The organism is Arthrobacter sp. THG-b23 (assembly GCF_059091265.1).
This window is the reverse complement of record NZ_JBNHGM010000012.1, coordinates 23,202-37,624: the sequence shown is the minus strand read 5'-3', so window position 1 is coordinate 37,624 and position 14,423 is coordinate 23,202. Positions and strand designations below refer to the sequence as shown.

Genomic DNA, 14,423 nt, shown 5'->3' with positions numbered 1-14,423 from the left:
GCCTCAGCCGGCCCGCCGGACACGGAGCACACGGAAGGCCTTTGCGGTGCTTTCACGGCTGACGGCATAGTCCGACGGCAACTCGGCCGAAAGCCAGCGCTGCAGGGAGTCCGACCCCAGGTTCTTTTGGACGACCAGCCAGGCGGAGCCCCCCGGTGCGAGCCGGGGCAGCCACATCAACAACAGTTCGTGAAGCTCCCGCTTGCCGATCCGAATCGGAGGATTGGACCAGATGGTTTGGAACTGCAGGCCCTGGTCAACCTCTTCCGGGCGGCAGGCGCGGACATTGACCAGTCCCAGGGCCGCGGCGTTGTCATTGGTCAAAGCGATGCTGCGTTCGTTGACATCCACGGCCAGCACCGTGGCACCGGGGGACTTCAGTCCCATGGTGAGCGCAAGAGGTCCCCAGCCACAGCCGACGTCCAACAGATTGCCTTCCGCTGCCGGCGGCGGGACCTCGTCCAACAATACCGCCGTGCCCTTGTCTACGCCGTCCGGGCTGAAGATGCCGCCGGCTGTCTGCAGCTGCCGCATGCGGCCGTCCAGCTCGACGGTGAGGGTGCGGCGAACCTCAGGATTGCCTGGCTGCGCGCTGAAGTAGTGCTCTGTTCCCATAATCGGCCAGATTAGTGCGCATACAGCGGAATCGGTATCAAGGCCCACCTAAGCAGCGTCGGCTCTGGTACCGTGGAACGCATGAAAAAACAGTGATTGCGCCGCAGCCTGCTGCCCCGTTCTTACCGGGACAGATCGTGCCGATGGTTGAGGCCTTGTCCTCCCCGGCCGCCGGACAATCACCGTTTCCGAGGGCCTCCGTCCCCTTCCGAACGATCCAGCGCCGTAGCCGCTTGTGAAGCCGTGGCGGCCCCGGCACTCCCGGTGGCTCCGGCCCCGCACCCGCAGGCGCCGGCAGCCATGCATTTCCCTGCCCGGCACCGCCCGGGCCCCATGCCAGGAGGACTTTTGGCGAATCATCCACAAACTGCATCTTCGGGCCCTGCCGGGCGCATCCCGGAGGACTACGATAAGACCACGGACATTTCGAAGGAGAGCATGACCACCAACCACCCCCAGCCGACACCGGAGCCGGAAATGACGCCTGATGAGATCCAGGCGGTCATCGACCGTATCCTGGCCCGCGACACTGCGGCGCGAAGCAAGCCGGGCGTCGGCGGCAGAGCGCAGGCGCTCTCCGAACTTGATGCCGAACATTCCGAATTCGACGGTGACCAGCAGGACCTCGCCGAACGCCGCGCCCTGCGGCGCGTAGCGGGTCTTTCCACCGAGCTTGAGGACGTCACCGAGGTTGAATACCGGCAGCTGCGCCTGGAACGCGTGGTCCTCGCCGGCCTCTGGACCGAAGGAACGGCCGACGACGCGGACAATTCCTTGCGGGAACTGGCAGCGCTGGCGGAAACCGCCGGTTCCGAAGTGCTGGACGGGATCGTTCAGCGCCGGCTGAAACCGGATCCGGGGACTTTCCTGGGCTCCGGCAAGGCGCAGGAGCTTCGCGACATCGTGATGTCCACCGGCGCGGACACGGTCATTGTCGACGGCGAGCTGTCGCCGTCGCAGCGCCGCGGTTTGGAAGACATCGTGAAGGTCAAGGTCATTGACCGCACCGCGCTCATCCTGGACATCTTCGCGCAGCATGCCCAGAGCCGCGAAGGCAAGGCCCAGGTCGAGCTGGCCCAACTTGAGTATCTGCTGCCAAGGCTCCGCGGCTGGGGCGAGTCGATGTCCCGCCAGGCCGGCGGGCGCGTGGGTGCTGCCGGCGGCGGCATCGGTTCCCGTGGGCCCGGTGAGACGAAGATCGAGCTGGACCGCCGGCGCATCCGTACCCGCATGGCGAAGCTGCGCCGCGAGATCACCGCGATGAAGCCGGCACGGGAAACCAAGCGTGCCAACCGCCGCCGCAATGCGGTGCCATCGGTGGCAATCGCCGGCTACACCAATGCCGGGAAATCGTCTCTGCTCAACCGCCTGACCGATGCGGGCGTGCTGGTCGAGAATGCCCTCTTCGCCACCTTGGACCCGACCGTCCGCCGGGCGGAAACACCGGATGGTATCGGTTACACGCTCGCCGACACCGTTGGCTTCGTCCGGTCGTTGCCGACGCAACTGGTGGAAGCCTTCCGCTCCACACTGGAGGAAGTTGCCGACGCCGATGTCATCCTGCACGTCGTCGATGTCTCGCATCCGGACCCTGAGGGCCAAATCGCCGCCGTGCGCGAGGTACTGACCGAGGTTGAAGCGCGGCACATTCCGGAAATCGTGGTGCTGAACAAGGCCGACGCCGCGGACCCCTTCGTGGTCGAGCGCCTGCGCCAGCGCGAACCGCGGCACGTCGTCGTCTCGGCGCGCACCGGACAGGGCATCGACGAGCTGCTTCGGCTCGTCAGCGAGACCATACCGCGGCCCAGCGTGAAGCTGCAGCTGCTGGTGCCCTACGACCGGGGCGAAGTGATCAGCCGCTTACACAACGAAGACGCCGAAATCCTCTCCATGGAGCATGGAGAGGACGGCACGCGACTCGACGTGATGGTGCGCGAGGGCCTGGCATCGGAGCTGGAACAGTTCATCCGGCATGACTGATCTCCAGGTTCCCGCCGGCGAGGCGTTGCGGCTGCTTGATGTCGCGGTGCAGGGGATGGGCGGGCAGCACCGTGCCGGCCAGCATGAGATGGCGGCGAAAGTGGCCGAGGCTTTTGACCGCAGGCAGCACCTGCTGGTGCAGGCGGGCACAGGCACCGGCAAGTCGCTGGCCTATCTGGTGCCGCTCATGGTCCAGGCGCTGCAGGGGGAAAAGCCCGCCATCGTCTCCACCGCGACGCTGGCGTTGCAATCGCAGATCGTCAAGCGGGATTTGCCGCGGCTCTTGGAGGCCGTCGCCGACGAGCTTCCCAGGCCGCTGGACGTCGCTTTACTCAAAGGCAGGAACAATTACCTCTGCCTGCACAAGCTGGCGGGCGGCTTTCCGGACGAAGATGCGCCGGCGGCACTGTTCAGCCTGGGCGAAGACGCCGTTCCGCATCCTGCTCCGGCCGGCGCGACGGCTTCCGGCGCATCGGGCGCACTGGGCAAGGAGGTCGTGCGCCTGCGCGAGTGGGCACAGGAGACCGAAACCGGCGATCGGGACGAACTGGTGCCCGGTGTCAGCGACCGGGCGTGGCGCCAGGTCTCCGTCGGGTCGATGGAATGCCTGGGCGCCCAAAAATGTCCCCTGGCGGCCGAGTGCTTCAGCGAACTGGCACGGGGCCACGCGGCAGAGGCAGACATCGTGATCACCAATCACGCCATGCTGGCCATCAACGCCTTCGAGGGCGTGGCCGTGCTCCCGGACTACGACGTGGTGGTCATCGACGAGGCCCATGAACTGCAGGACCGCGTCACCAGCGCCGTCGCGGGGCAACTCTCCGCTGCCATGGTCCGCACCGCCGCCTCGACGGCGCGCAAGCACACGGGCATCAGCGTAGAACCGCTGAACTCCGCGGCCGACGCCCTGGAGGACGTCCTGCAGTCGCTGCCGACCGGGCTGTTGGCGGCCGGCCTCCGCGAGGAGCATGAGTTGGTTCTCACGCAACTGCGGGAAGCCGCCCGTACAGCGCTTTCCGATTCCAAGCCGGAGGGTGCGGGGGCAGCGGACGGCGGGCGGCAGATGGCGCGGTCGCGGCTCTCTGCCGTGCTGGAGTTGGCCGAACGGCTGCTGTCCGCGCCCGACTCCCGGGAGGTCATCTGGGCGACCCGTCCCAGTACTTATGGCGAGACCGGGGACTACGCCGCCAACGACGACCAGCCGGCGACGCTGAACATAGCGCCGCTCTCCGTGGCGTCCCGGCTGCGCGAAGGTCTGTTCGACGAACACACGGTGGTGCTCACCTCGGCAACATTGTCCGTCGGGGGAACCTTCGACGCGGTAGCCGGGTCACTCGGACTGCTGGGAGCCGGTGCGCCGGCCTATTCCAGCGTTGATGTGGGCAGTCCCTTCGATTACCCTCGGCAGGGCGTGCTGTACGTGGCGTCACATCTGCCCAAACCGGGCCGGGGCACCAGCCCCGAGCAGCTTGATGAACTCGAGGAGCTCCTGCTGGCCTCGCGCGGCGGCGCCCTGGGCCTGTTTTCCTCACGGCGTGCGGCAGAAGAAGCTGCAGCGGAAATGCGCGAGCGAACCGACCTGACCATTCTGTGCCAGGGAGAATCATCGATGGCGGCGCTGGTCCGCCAATTCGCCGAGGAACCGGACGCATGCCTGTTTGGCACCATGACGCTCTGGCAGGGCGTCGACGTTCCCGGTGCAGCGTGCCGGCTCGTGGTCATCGACCGGATTCCGTTCCCCCGGCCGGACGACCCGCTCACGACTGCCCGAACCCGGTCCGTGGCGCAGGCCGGGGGAAACGGTTTCATGACGGTTTCGGCGACCCATGCGGCCGTGCGGCTGGCGCAGGGGGCAGGCAGGCTGATCCGCGCCTCCAACGACCGGGGAGTAGTGGCCGTGTTGGACTCGCGGCTGGCGACAGCACGATACGGGGGCTTCCTGCGCAGCGCCCTGCCGCCGTTCTGGAGCACCAAGGACGGCGCCATGGCACGTCAGATCCTGGAGAGGCTGGCTGCAGCCGCTGCCTGAACGGGCTGGGGCAGCAGCCACGCCGGAGCGGTCGCCCGCGCGCAAACCGGGAACGGGCAACGGCCCCGGTGACCGGCAGAGGGGCTGAGGAGCCTGCGGCGGGTCAGAGGGCCCGCATCACCGAGACAACCTTGCCCATGATGGTTGCGTGGTCTCCCAGAATCGGTTCGTACTGGGTGTTCTGCGGCAGCAGCCAGGTGTGACCGTCGCGCTGCCGGAAGGTCTTGACCGTTGCTTCGTCGTCGAGCAGCGCCGCCACGATGTCGCCGTTCTCGGCCGTGTGCTGCTGGCGCACCACGACCCAGTCGCCGTCACAGATAGCCGCATCGATCATCGAATCGCCCGAAACCCTGAGCATGAACAACTCGCCGTGTCCCACCAGTTGGCGCGGCAGGGGCATGACGTCCTCGACCGCCTGGTCAGCCAGGATAGGACCGCCTGCCGCGATCCGACCCACCAGCGGCACCATCGCCGTGTCGGACGAAGTGGTCAGTTCAGATACTGCAACGCCGCTGGAGCTGCGCAGCTGCTGCGGTTCATCGACTCCGACGATTTCCACGCCCCCGTGCTCGAGGGTCAGCGGAGTCAGGATTTCCATCGCACGGGGACGCTTGGGGTCGCGCCTGATGTAGCCCATCTTCTCGAGTTGCGCCAGCTGGTGCGTGACGCTGGACAGGCTCGCCAAACCGACGGTGTCACCGATTTCGCGCATCGACGGAGGGTATCCGTGGGACATGACGGAGCGCTGGATCGTCTCCAGGATCTTCTTCTGCCGCGGCGTCAGGCTGCGTCCCACCTTGACGGGTCGGCCGCGTCGCCTGGCTCCGGCAGTGGTGGTGCTCTCTTCGGACATATCCGGCCCCGGTCTCCCCGTAGTGGTCCATGCGCCGGCGCTGCGGTAGCGGAACCGCGCATGGGTTGTTGTCTGGCTGTTTTGTCGGTGGCGGCTGGTGCACTGCTCTTACCGCCGCTTGACGCTTACAACGCTAGGCGAGGCGGTGGTGAATTTCAAACATTTGTTCGACTGAGTCTCGACAATATTCGATCACCAGTGCTAAAACTATAGAAGACGCATTCGAAGATACGTTCGAATGCGGTTGCCAAACGATCGAAACCAGCAGAAATAGATCGAAAATCGGAAAGGTGACACCATGTCCGCCCAGCTCGCACCGCAGCCCGCCGGCGTCCGTACCAGCACCAACCTCCGGCTGACCCGCCGAGGCCGCTTGTTGCTGATTGGTCTGCCGCTGATGCTCGCCGCGGCCGCCGCCCTGACCTTGATCGGTTTCTTCACGGCGCCGGCAATGGCCGCCGCCGGGCAGCTGGGACCGGGGCCGGCGGCAACTGTCACGGTCGGCAGCGGCCAGACGCTGTGGGACGTGGCCGTGCAGTCCGCCCCCGACCGCAACCCTCACGATGTCATTTTCGAGATCGCGCAATTGAACGGACTCCAGGGGGACATCGTCCATGCCGGCCAGCAGTTGCTGGTCCCGTCCGCGCGCTGAGGCAGCCGTAATATGAGCTGCTTCGGCCCGCCCGATTCCTGCCCCGGGCGGGCCGAAGCTTAAACTGGACCAGTGAGTGAGCAGTTAGAACGCCTGAACCGCCTGCCGTTGCGGGACAATCTCCGGGGCTTGGAGCCCTATGGTGCGCCCCAGTTGGAGGTTCCCGTCCTCCTGAATGTCAACGAAAACACCCACGGCCTGCCCGACGCAGTCCGTCAGGCCATCGTCTCGGCCGTTAGCGACGCGGCCGCGGGTTTGAACCGGTATCCGGATCGCGAGTTCACGAAGCTGAGAACGGCACTGGCCCGCTACTTGGGGCACGGCCTCACCGCAGCGAACATCTGGGCTGCCAACGGATCGAACGAAGTCCTGCAGCAAATCCTCCAGGCCTTCGGTGGCCCCGGCCGTACCCTGCTGAGCTTCCCGCCCACCTATTCGATGTACCCGCTGCTGGCCAGCGGGACGGACACGGAGTATGTGGCTGTTCCGCGGGGGGCAGACTTCACGTTGTCGCCGGACGCTGCCGCCGCTGCCGTGGCCGACTCCGCCGCAAACGTCGTCGTCCTTTGTTCGCCCAACAACCCGACGGGAACCGCCCTGGGCCTCGACGTCGTGGAGGCCGTTTATGAAGCAGGGGAGGCCTCCCAGGCCATCGTGATCGTGGACGAGGCCTACGCCGAGTTCGCCCACGCCGGGAGGCCGAGCGCGCTGACTCTGTTGCCGGGGCGGGAGCGACTCATTATCTCCCGCACCATGAGCAAGGCCTTCGCCCTGGCGGGCGCCAGAGTAGGGTACCTCGCCGCCGCTCCGCAGATTACCGACGCGCTGCGGCTGGTCCGCTTGCCTTACCACCTCTCCGCGGTGACGCAGGCAACGGCCCTGGCCGCGTTGGAACACGCTGATGCCCTGCTGGCCAATGTAGAGGACATCAAGGCGCAGCGGGACCGCATCGTCGACGGGCTGGCCGGACTGGGGCTTGAACCGGCGCCGTCCGACTCAAACTTTGTATTTTTCGGCGGGCTGGAGGACCCCCGCTCCGTGTGGCAGGGACTCCTGGAAGCCGGGGTGCTGATCCGCGACGTCGGGATCCCCGGCCATTTACGGGTGACCGCCGGCACTGAGGCCGAGACCACAGCCTTCCTCGACGGCATCAAGGCCCTCGTGGCCAGCCCCGTCTCCTAAACTAGTAAGAGCGAACCGGCTCGCGCCGGGTCGACCAATTCGTCAAAGGACTCCCATGACCGTGGAAACCACCACCGGACGTACCGCACGCCTCGAACGCATCACCAGCGAGTCGTCCGTGCTGGTTGAACTGGACCTCGACGGCACCGGCCGTTCCGAGATCAGCACCACCGTGCCGTTCTACGACCACATGCTCACCGCCTTGTCGAAGCACTCGCTGGTCGACCTGACGGTGAAGGCCAGCGGAGACACGCACATCGACGCGCACCACACCGTCGAAGACGTCGCCATTACGATCGGGGAGGCCCTGAAGGAGGCGCTGGGCAACAAAGCCGGGATCCGCCGGTTCGGCGAAGCAACCGTGCCCCTGGACGAAGCGCTGGCCCACGCCGTCGTGGACATCTCCGGCAGGCCCTACCTGGTGCACGTGGGAGAACCCGCAGGGCAGGAGTACCACTTGATCGGCGGGCACTTCACGGGGTCGCTGACCCGCCACGTCTTCGAATCGATCACATTGCACGCCCAGATCTGCCTGCACATGCGCGTGCTGGGTGGCAGGGACCCCCACCACATCGTCGAGGCCCAGTTCAAGGCCTTCGCCCGGGCACTTCGCGCCGCCGTCGAAGCCGATCCACGTGTCGAGGGCATTCCCTCGACGAAGGGAGCCTTGTGACGGCTGCGCCCAAGGTCACGGTACTGGACTACGGCTCCGGGAACGTCCGCTCGGCAGTCCGTGCGCTGGAGCATGTGGGTGCCGACGTCACGCTGAGTCATGCCTCCGACGACGTCCTAGATGCCGACGGGCTGTTGGTTCCCGGGGTCGGCGCCTTCGCCACGGTCATGAAGGGGCTGAAATCCGTCGACGCGCTTCGCTGGATTGGGCGCCGGGTGGCGGGCGGCCGGCCCGTGCTGGGCATCTGCGTGGGCCTGCAGGTCATGTTCGAAGAAGGCGTCGAACATGGCGTGCGCACGCAGGGTGTCGGGGAATGGCCGGGAACCGTGGAAGCGCTGCCGGCGGAGGTCGTCCCCCACATGGGGTGGAACACCGTGGACGCCGCGGAGGGCAGTCGGCTGTTTGCCGGAATCGAAGACGAGCGCTTCTACTTTGTGCACTCCTACGGTGTGCAGCGCTGGAACTTCGATGTGACCCAACCCGCGATGACACCGCCGCTGGTGACATGGTCCACGCACGGCGCCCCATTCATAGCGGCCGTTGAAAACGGTCCGCTGAGTGCTACCCAGTTCCATCCGGAAAAGTCGGGAGACGCCGGCGCCGAGCTGCTGCGCAACTGGCTGAAGACGCTGAGGTAGCCATGGGCAGCATTCTCCTGATGGCCCTGGCCGGGCTGCTGGCCGGAGGCGCCATCTCGTTCCGGCAGCAGCGGCTGTCCAAGTGGTTGGTTATCGTCTTTTGGATCCTCGCCGGCATGTCGCTGCTGGCTGCCTACCTGCTCACCCTCGGCCCGGCCGAGTAACCACACCCATCCCGCGCAGCTGACGGCGCGCAGAAAGCGGAAGAACCATGACGAACCAAACCTCCATCCTCGAACTTTTGCCCGCAGTCGATGTTGCCGACGGCCAAGCCGTCCGGCTGGTCCAAGGCGAAGCCGGCAGCGAGACCGGCTACGGGGATCCGCTGGAAGCCGCCCTGGCATGGCAAAACGATGGGGCGGAATGGGTGCACCTGGTGGACCTCGATGCGGCGTTCGGGCGGGGCAACAACACGGAAGTGCTGCGCCGGGTCTCTGACGAACTGAAGATCAAGGTGGAGCTGTCCGGCGGCATCCGCGACGACGCGTCACTGGAGCGTGCGCTCGAGTTCGGGGCCGCACGTGTCAATCTGGGAACCGCCGCCCTGGAGAACCCGGAGTGGACGGCCCGCGCCATCGCACGGCACGGGGACGCCATTGCCGTCGGCCTCGATGTCCGTGGCACTACGCTGGCGGCCCGCGGCTGGACGCAGGATGGCGGCGACCTTTGGGAGGTGCTGGCCCGCCTCGAAGACGCCGGCTGCGCCAGGTACGTGGTGACCGATGTGACCAAGGATGGAACACTGCGCGGACCGAACGTGGATCTGCTCCGGCAGATGTGCGAGCGGACCGACAAGCCGGTGGTGGCCTCCGGCGGGATCTCCAGCCTGGGTGATCTGCGGACGCTGCGCGACCTGGTTCCGGCCGGAGTTGAGGGAGCGATTGTGGGCAAGGCCCTGTACGCGGGCAAGTTCACGCTGCCCGAAGCGCTCGACGTTGCCGGACGGCGCTAAGAGACCAGTATGGGCAAGAAGGAGCTGCCCGCCCATATTGCCGCTGCGCTGGCAAAAGCCGGCGGCGCGGGGGACTCTGCCGGCCAAAGCTGGGCCGGTCGGGACCTGAGCGGTGAAGGAAATCCGCTTCATCAGTTCGACCACGATGACGGCAGCGCGGATCCCGGTTACGAGGCGGCGCTGCAATGGCTTGCTGCCGGAACCGGCGGCGAAGCGGAAGTAGTGGCTGCCCTGGCGAACGCCCGCGTTTTCGTGCCCATCGTGGCGACGCTGGGAGAAGAGGCCGAGGGCAGCCACGGCCTGACAGCGGATAAACAGGCGGACATGGCCGTGGTGACGTTGCAGGCGCCGGATGGGCGCCGGGCACTGCCGGTATTCAGCAACACGGCCGCTCTGGAAGCCTGGCATCCCCAAGCCCGGCCGGTTGCCGTCGAGGCACCGCGGGCGGCGCTGGCGGCCGTGTCCGAAGACGCCGAACTGATGGTGATGGATCCGGGCGCCGCCCTGACGTTCGTGGTCCGGCGGCCCGCAGTGTGGGCGTTGGCTAAACAGCACGAATGGGTGCCCTCGTACCGGGATCCGGCGCTGTTGGAATGGGTGGCCGAAGCCACGGGCGGCGAGGAGGCCGTCCTGGCCGCGTCCGTGGAGCCCGGAATCGGCATCGCGGTCCGGGCCGCAGACGGATCGGTAGTGGCCGGCGGTGGCCACGGCCCGGAACTGCGCTTGGTCCTGCAGGTGCAAGACGGGCTGGGGCGCGAGGAGTTGGGCGCCCTGGCGGGACGGATCCAACGGCGGCTCCAAGCCAGGCAGGAGTTTGCCGAGCGGGTGGATTCGCTGGAGCTGAAGTTCACGCGCTGAGTTCGGCCGGCTGGCAGCCTCATCCGGAAGCTCCAAAGAAAAAGGACGACGCCGGTGCGTGGCACCGGCGTCGTCCTTGTCAGTACTGGAAGCCTGGTCAGTTGACCGGACCCGTGAACTTCTCACCCGGGCCCTTGCCCGGGTCGTCCTGGATCACCGATGCTTCGCGGAAGGCGAGTTGCAGGGAGCGGAGGCCATCACGCAACGGTCCGGCATGCTGGCTGCCGATCTCCGGCGCGGCAGCGGTGACGAAGCCGGCCAGTGCGGTGATCAGCTTGCGGGCTTCATCCAGGTCCTTGAGCTCTTCCGCATCGTCGCCGGCGGCCAGGCCGCATTTAACGGCGGCGGCGCTCATCAGGTGGACGGCCGCGGTAGTAATGACTTCCACGGCGGGCACTTCGGCGATGTCGCGCATCTGGCCCAGGACTTCCTGTTCCTGGGTGGAGGCAGGACCGGCGTCGGGCGCGAAGCTGTGGCGGTGGCCGTCGGTCTGCGGATTGTTATCTGGGCTGCTCATACTGGTAAGCTTGTCACAGACCAATTGGATCCCGTTACTTATGTGCCTCAAAGCACGTGCGGAGCAGGGTTCAATATGCAAGCGGAGACCTCTCCCACCCGTCGGTATGGCTAGCCAGAGCTGCCGGGTCCAGGTCGGCAGGCTGAGGCCGGAAACCTTCACTTGAGGCGCCCGGGCCAGCCGGTGGAACGTCTGCTGTTTCCGCCTGCCGCCACTTTGAGGCCTTCGATTGCGCTTGCAATGGGAGGCCTTCTTTCATTGCAGGCGGCAGCCGATTTTCAGTGACAGGAGCCACACATTAGCGAGCCAAGAATCAATGATCGTATCCGCGTTCCCGAGGTGCGGTTAGTCGGACCGAACGGCGAACAGGTGGGGATCGTCCGTATTGAGGATGCCCTGCGCCTGGCCACGGAATCGGATCTTGACCTGGTTGAGGTCGCACCGCAGGCCAAGCCTCCGGTGTGCAAGCTTATGGATTTTGGCAAGTACAAGTATGAGGCTGCGGTCAAGGCCCGTGAGGCGCGCAAGAATCAGACGAACACTGTGCTCAAGGAAATCCGGTTCCGCCTGAAGATCGACAAGCACGACTACGAGACCAAGCGCGGCCACGCGCTGCGGTTCCTCGCGGCCGGCGACAAGGTCAAGGCCATGATCCAGTTCCGCGGCCGCGAACAGCAGCGCCCGGAAATGGGCATTCGCCTTCTGCAGAAGTTTGCCGAGGACGTCGCCGAGGTCGGCGTGATCGAATCGACTCCGCGCATTGACGGCCGCAACATGGTCATGGTGATCGGCCCGACCAAGAACAAGGCCGAAGCCAAGGCAGAGGCCCGGCGGGCCGCCCAGAAGGCCGACGCCAAGGCAACGAATGATGCCAAGAAGCAGCAGGTGGACACCTCCGCCGACCAGGATCCGCTGACTCAGAGCCTGGGCGACTTGATGCCGGAAGGCCTTGCCGCGATGGCAAGCCAGCCGGAGGAAACCGCCGAAGCACCTGCGCAGGCTGATGCTGAGCCTGCTGTTGAGGTTGAGTCCCCGGTTGAGGTCGAGGCCGCGGAGCAGCCTGCAGCCGAGGCTGCGGTTGCCCCCGAGGCGGAGGCCGTGCCTGCGGCCGAGCGGGAAGCAGAGGCTAAGCCGGCCGCTCAGGCCAAGCCGGCTGCTCAGGCCAAGCCGGCTGCTCAGGCCAAGCCGGCCGCCGAGGCCAAGCCGGCAGTCCCGGCGAAGCCCGCAGCCCCTGCAGCGGAGGCCAAGCCCGCAGCACCCAAGCCCGCCGCTCGGCCCAAGCCGGCAGCGCGGCCTGCAGCACCCAAACCTGCTGGCCGGTCCGGTTCCAAGAACTAAGACCGTACAGAGAGCATCCGGCATTCGGCCGGGCACGGTTCCGTGCCCGGCGCCGGTAAACAAGTAAACCGCCGGTGCCCGTTTGCGGCACCGCACGAGCCGACGGTCGGCAGCGACCCGAGGAGACGTAAGGAGAACGGCAGCCATGCCGAAGCAGAAGACCCACAGCGGCGCCAAGAAGCGCTTCAAGCTCACCGGCAGCGGCAAGCTCAAGCGCCAGCAGGCCAACCGCCGCCACTACCTGGAGCACAAGCCTTCCACGCTGACCCGCCGCCTTGCCAGTGACAAGATCGTTGCTCCGGCCGACGTGCGCAACATCAAGAAGATGCTCGGCATCTGATTTTCTCCCTCCGGTCCGCGCGGTGACGCCGCAAGGGCCATCCAGCTAGTTTTGCCCCCGGCCGCCGATTGTGGCGGCCGAACACCGGGCACCAATCATCAAAAGGAGTACGCACGTGGCACGTGTGAAGCGGGCGGTCAACGCCCACAAGAAGCGCCGGGTCATCCTGGACCGGGCTGCCGGATACCGCGGACAGCGGTCCCGCCTGTACCGCAAGGCAAAGGAACAGCTGCTGCACTCGTTCGTGTACAGCTACGGCGACCGCCGCAAGCGCAAGGGTGATTTCCGCCGCCTGTGGATCCAGCGCATCAACGCTGCATCCCGCGCCAACGGCCTGACCTACAACCGCCTCATCCAGGGCCTGAAGGCCGCCGAGGTCCAGGTTGACCGCCGCATGCTGGCCGAGCTGGCCGTGTCCGACGCCGGCGCCTTCGCCGCGCTGGTGCAGGTAGCCAAGGACGCCCTCCCGGCCGACACTTCCGCTCCCGCAGAGCGTCAGCCCGCAGCCGCCAAGCCTGCTGCCGCCGCTCCGGCTGCCAAGGCCGCCGCGCCTGCCGCTGAATCCGGCGAAGTTGCTGGCGCCGTGAAGGCCGTTGACGGCGAGGACGCTCCCGCCGGCTACAGCATCAAGGGCAACCAGTCCAAGAAGTACCACGTGCCGGGCTCCACCTGGTACGAGAACACCACTCCCGTGTACTGGTTCGAGTCCGTGGAAGCCGCCAAGGCTGCCGGTTTCGAGCCAGCCGGCGGCGAGGCCCGCCAGAAGGTTGCCGAATAAGCACCGATGCATAAACGCCCATGCGGCGACGTTATAGTCGCTGTATGAGCACTACCGGGCGCCCGCAAGCCGTCATGTCCAACCCCCGAGCCGATCGGGTCAGGGATGTGGCAAAGCTTGCCGGGCGCTCGGTGCGTTTAAAGCGCCGCCAATTCCTGGCCGAAGGTCCGCAGGCTGTCCGCGAGGCCCTGTCCGCCCACCGCGCGCATCTTGAAGCGGGAAACAGCGGCATCGTGGCCGAGGTCTTCGCCACCGAAGCCTGCCTGGACCGCTTGCCTGAACTGGCGGACCTCGCCGACGGCGTGCCGCTGAGGCTGGCCACCGATGCGGTCCTGGCGGCAATGGCGGACACCGTCAACCCGCAGGGGATCGTGGCCGTGTGCAACTACTTGGACCGGCCGCTAAACGAGGTCCTGCAAAGCAAGCCCTTGCTGCTCGCGGTCATGGTCCGGGTGCAGGATCCCGGCAATGCCGGCACCATCCTGCGGGCGGCCGATTCCGCCGGCGCGGATGCCGTGATCCTGACCAGTTCCAGCGTGGACATCTACAATCCCAAGGCCGTGCGTTCCACGGCAGGATCGCTCTTCCACCTCCCTGTGGTCAACGGGCACGATTTCGGCGACGTGGCCGCCGCCGTACGCGCCGCCGGCGCGACCATGCTGGCAGCTGACGGCTACGGCACCATCGATCTGGACGATTTGCAGGACCGCAGTGCGCTGGCCCGACTGGGAGAAGGTCCCGCAGCAGGGGACGAGGGCGGGGCCGGCCTTCCGGATCTGGCGGCGCCTACCGCCTGGCTCTTTGGGAACGAAGCCCAAGGGTTGTCGTCGGAAGAGCTCGCAGCCGCTGACCATCGGGTTGCCGTGCCGGTCTACGGCCAGGCCGAAAGCTTGAACGTCGGCACGGCCGCCACGGTCTGCCTGTATGCCTCCGCAAGGTCCCAGCGGCGACGCGGGCTGGCAGGATAACTGCTCCCGAGAGGCCCAACCGGGAACGTGCCGTACGCAGCATGCGAACG

The 14,423-nt window shown here is 66.6% G+C and carries 16 protein-coding genes; 13 read left to right on the top strand and 3 right to left on the bottom strand.

The window, feature by feature from the left end:
- Window positions 1-3: 3 nt before the first annotated feature.
- Window positions 4-615, bottom strand: a complete 612-nt coding sequence (locus AC5RVD_RS16320) for a class I SAM-dependent methyltransferase (protein ID WP_494127503.1) — start codon at window positions 613-615, stop codon at window positions 4-6.
- Between the two features lie 438 nt (window positions 616-1,053).
- Between AC5RVD_RS16320 and hflX the strand changes: the two genes are divergently transcribed.
- Together hflX and AC5RVD_RS16310 are read left to right on the top strand one after the other, a co-directional pair.
- Complete coding sequence (hflX, locus tag AC5RVD_RS16315) at window positions 1,054-2,595, top strand: GTPase HflX (protein WP_494113319.1); 1,542 nt, start codon at window positions 1,054-1,056, stop codon at window positions 2,593-2,595.
- Window positions 2,588-4,624 (top strand): ATP-dependent DNA helicase, encoded by a 2,037-nt coding sequence (locus tag AC5RVD_RS16310; RefSeq protein ID WP_494113318.1) that lies wholly within the window; start codon window positions 2,588-2,590, stop codon window positions 4,622-4,624. Before hflX ends, AC5RVD_RS16310 begins: the two co-directional genes overlap by 8 nt.
- Window positions 4,625-4,727: 103 nt before the next feature.
- Here the strand turns inward: AC5RVD_RS16310 and lexA are convergent, their stop codons facing one another.
- A complete protein-coding gene (gene lexA / locus AC5RVD_RS16305; protein WP_494122771.1) occupies window positions 4,728-5,477 on the bottom strand; it encodes a transcriptional repressor LexA in 750 nt (249 codons plus the stop codon).
- Between the two features lie 298 nt (window positions 5,478-5,775).
- Here lexA and AC5RVD_RS16300 point away from each other — a divergent pair, with 298 nt between their 5' ends.
- From AC5RVD_RS16300 to AC5RVD_RS16270, 7 genes are all read left to right on the top strand, one after another.
- Window positions 5,776-6,129, top strand: coding sequence for a LysM peptidoglycan-binding domain-containing protein (locus tag AC5RVD_RS16300; protein WP_494113316.1), 354 nt, complete (start codon window positions 5,776-5,778; stop codon window positions 6,127-6,129).
- 72 nt (window positions 6,130-6,201) lie between these two features.
- Window positions 6,202-7,311, top strand: coding sequence for a histidinol-phosphate transaminase (locus AC5RVD_RS16295; RefSeq protein WP_494127502.1), 1,110 nt, complete (start codon window positions 6,202-6,204; stop codon window positions 7,309-7,311).
- 55 nt (window positions 7,312-7,366) lie between these two features.
- Window positions 7,367-7,984, top strand: coding sequence for an imidazoleglycerol-phosphate dehydratase HisB (hisB, locus tag AC5RVD_RS16290; protein ID WP_494127501.1), 618 nt, complete (start codon window positions 7,367-7,369; stop codon window positions 7,982-7,984).
- Window positions 7,981-8,622, top strand: a complete 642-nt coding sequence (hisH, locus tag AC5RVD_RS16285; protein WP_494127500.1) for an imidazole glycerol phosphate synthase subunit HisH — start codon at window positions 7,981-7,983, stop codon at window positions 8,620-8,622. The genes hisB and hisH overlap by 4 nt, the downstream gene beginning before the upstream one ends.
- 2 nt (window positions 8,623-8,624) lie before the next feature.
- Window positions 8,625-8,786 carry a hypothetical protein gene (locus AC5RVD_RS16280; protein ID WP_493988203.1) on the top strand — a complete coding sequence of 54 codons (162 nt, stop codon included), beginning with the start codon at window positions 8,625-8,627 and terminating at the stop codon, window positions 8,784-8,786.
- A gap of 47 nt (window positions 8,787-8,833) precedes the next feature.
- Window positions 8,834-9,574 (top strand): bifunctional 1-(5-phosphoribosyl)-5-((5-phosphoribosylamino)methylideneamino)imidazole-4-carboxamide isomerase/phosphoribosylanthranilate isomerase PriA, encoded by a 741-nt coding sequence (gene priA, locus AC5RVD_RS16275; protein WP_494127499.1) that lies wholly within the window; start codon window positions 8,834-8,836, stop codon window positions 9,572-9,574.
- Between the two features lie 9 nt (window positions 9,575-9,583).
- Window positions 9,584-10,432 (top strand): SseB family protein, encoded by an 849-nt coding sequence (locus AC5RVD_RS16270; RefSeq protein ID WP_494127498.1) that lies wholly within the window; start codon window positions 9,584-9,586, stop codon window positions 10,430-10,432.
- Window positions 10,433-10,529: 97 nt separating this feature from the next.
- Here AC5RVD_RS16270 and AC5RVD_RS16265 read toward each other — a convergent pair whose 3' ends face one another.
- Window positions 10,530-10,949: a DUF1844 domain-containing protein gene (locus AC5RVD_RS16265; protein WP_493988205.1), complete on the bottom strand. Its 420-nt coding sequence runs from the start codon at window positions 10,947-10,949 to the stop codon at window positions 10,530-10,532.
- A gap of 339 nt (window positions 10,950-11,288) precedes the next feature.
- Between AC5RVD_RS16265 and infC the strand changes: the two genes are divergently transcribed.
- The 4 genes from infC (at window position 11,289) to AC5RVD_RS16245 (ending at window position 14,373) form a co-directional block, all read left to right on the top strand.
- Window positions 11,289-12,287 carry a translation initiation factor IF-3 gene (gene infC / locus AC5RVD_RS16260; protein ID WP_494127497.1) on the top strand — a complete coding sequence of 333 codons (999 nt, stop codon included), beginning with the start codon at window positions 11,289-11,291 and terminating at the stop codon, window positions 12,285-12,287.
- 145 nt (window positions 12,288-12,432) lie between these two features.
- Window positions 12,433-12,627 (top strand): 50S ribosomal protein L35, encoded by a 195-nt coding sequence (gene rpmI, locus AC5RVD_RS16255; RefSeq protein WP_493977772.1) that lies wholly within the window; start codon window positions 12,433-12,435, stop codon window positions 12,625-12,627.
- A gap of 115 nt (window positions 12,628-12,742) precedes the next feature.
- Window positions 12,743-13,405, top strand: coding sequence for a 50S ribosomal protein L20, sunset domain variant (rplT, locus tag AC5RVD_RS16250; RefSeq protein ID WP_494127496.1), 663 nt, complete (start codon window positions 12,743-12,745; stop codon window positions 13,403-13,405).
- A gap of 44 nt (window positions 13,406-13,449) precedes the next feature.
- Window positions 13,450-14,373 carry a TrmH family RNA methyltransferase gene (locus AC5RVD_RS16245; protein ID WP_494127495.1) on the top strand — a complete coding sequence of 308 codons (924 nt, stop codon included), beginning with the start codon at window positions 13,450-13,452 and terminating at the stop codon, window positions 14,371-14,373.
- The last annotated feature ends 50 nt before the right edge of the window (window positions 14,374-14,423 follow it).

Excerpts from the sequence above, each read along its gene's own strand:
- AC5RVD_RS16265 (WP_493988205.1), bottom strand. The coding sequence starts at position 10,949 with ATGAGCAGCCCAGATAACAATCCGCAGACCGACGGCCACCGCCACAGC.
- hflX (WP_494113319.1), top strand. The coding sequence starts at position 1,054 with ATGACCACCAACCACCCCCAGCCGACACCGGAGCCGGAAATGACGCCT.
- priA (WP_494127499.1), top strand. The coding sequence starts at position 8,834 with ATGACGAACCAAACCTCCATCCTCGAACTTTTGCCCGCAGTCGATGTT.
- AC5RVD_RS16270 (WP_494127498.1), top strand. The coding sequence starts at position 9,584 with ATGGGCAAGAAGGAGCTGCCCGCCCATATTGCCGCTGCGCTGGCAAAA.
- hisB (WP_494127501.1), top strand. The coding sequence starts at position 7,367 with ATGACCGTGGAAACCACCACCGGACGTACCGCACGCCTCGAACGCATC.
- AC5RVD_RS16300 (WP_494113316.1), top strand. The coding sequence starts at position 5,776 with ATGTCCGCCCAGCTCGCACCGCAGCCCGCCGGCGTCCGTACCAGCACC.
- AC5RVD_RS16320 (WP_494127503.1), bottom strand. The coding sequence starts at position 615 with ATGGGAACAGAGCACTACTTCAGCGCGCAGCCAGGCAATCCTGAGGTT.
- lexA (WP_494122771.1), bottom strand. The coding sequence starts at position 5,477 with ATGTCCGAAGAGAGCACCACCACTGCCGGAGCCAGGCGACGCGGCCGA.
- AC5RVD_RS16310 (WP_494113318.1), top strand. The coding sequence starts at position 2,588 with ATGACTGATCTCCAGGTTCCCGCCGGCGAGGCGTTGCGGCTGCTTGAT.
- AC5RVD_RS16245 (WP_494127495.1), top strand. The coding sequence starts at position 13,450 with ATGAGCACTACCGGGCGCCCGCAAGCCGTCATGTCCAACCCCCGAGCC.
- AC5RVD_RS16280 (WP_493988203.1), top strand. The coding sequence starts at position 8,625 with ATGGGCAGCATTCTCCTGATGGCCCTGGCCGGGCTGCTGGCCGGAGGC.
- rpmI (WP_493977772.1), top strand. The coding sequence starts at position 12,433 with ATGCCGAAGCAGAAGACCCACAGCGGCGCCAAGAAGCGCTTCAAGCTC.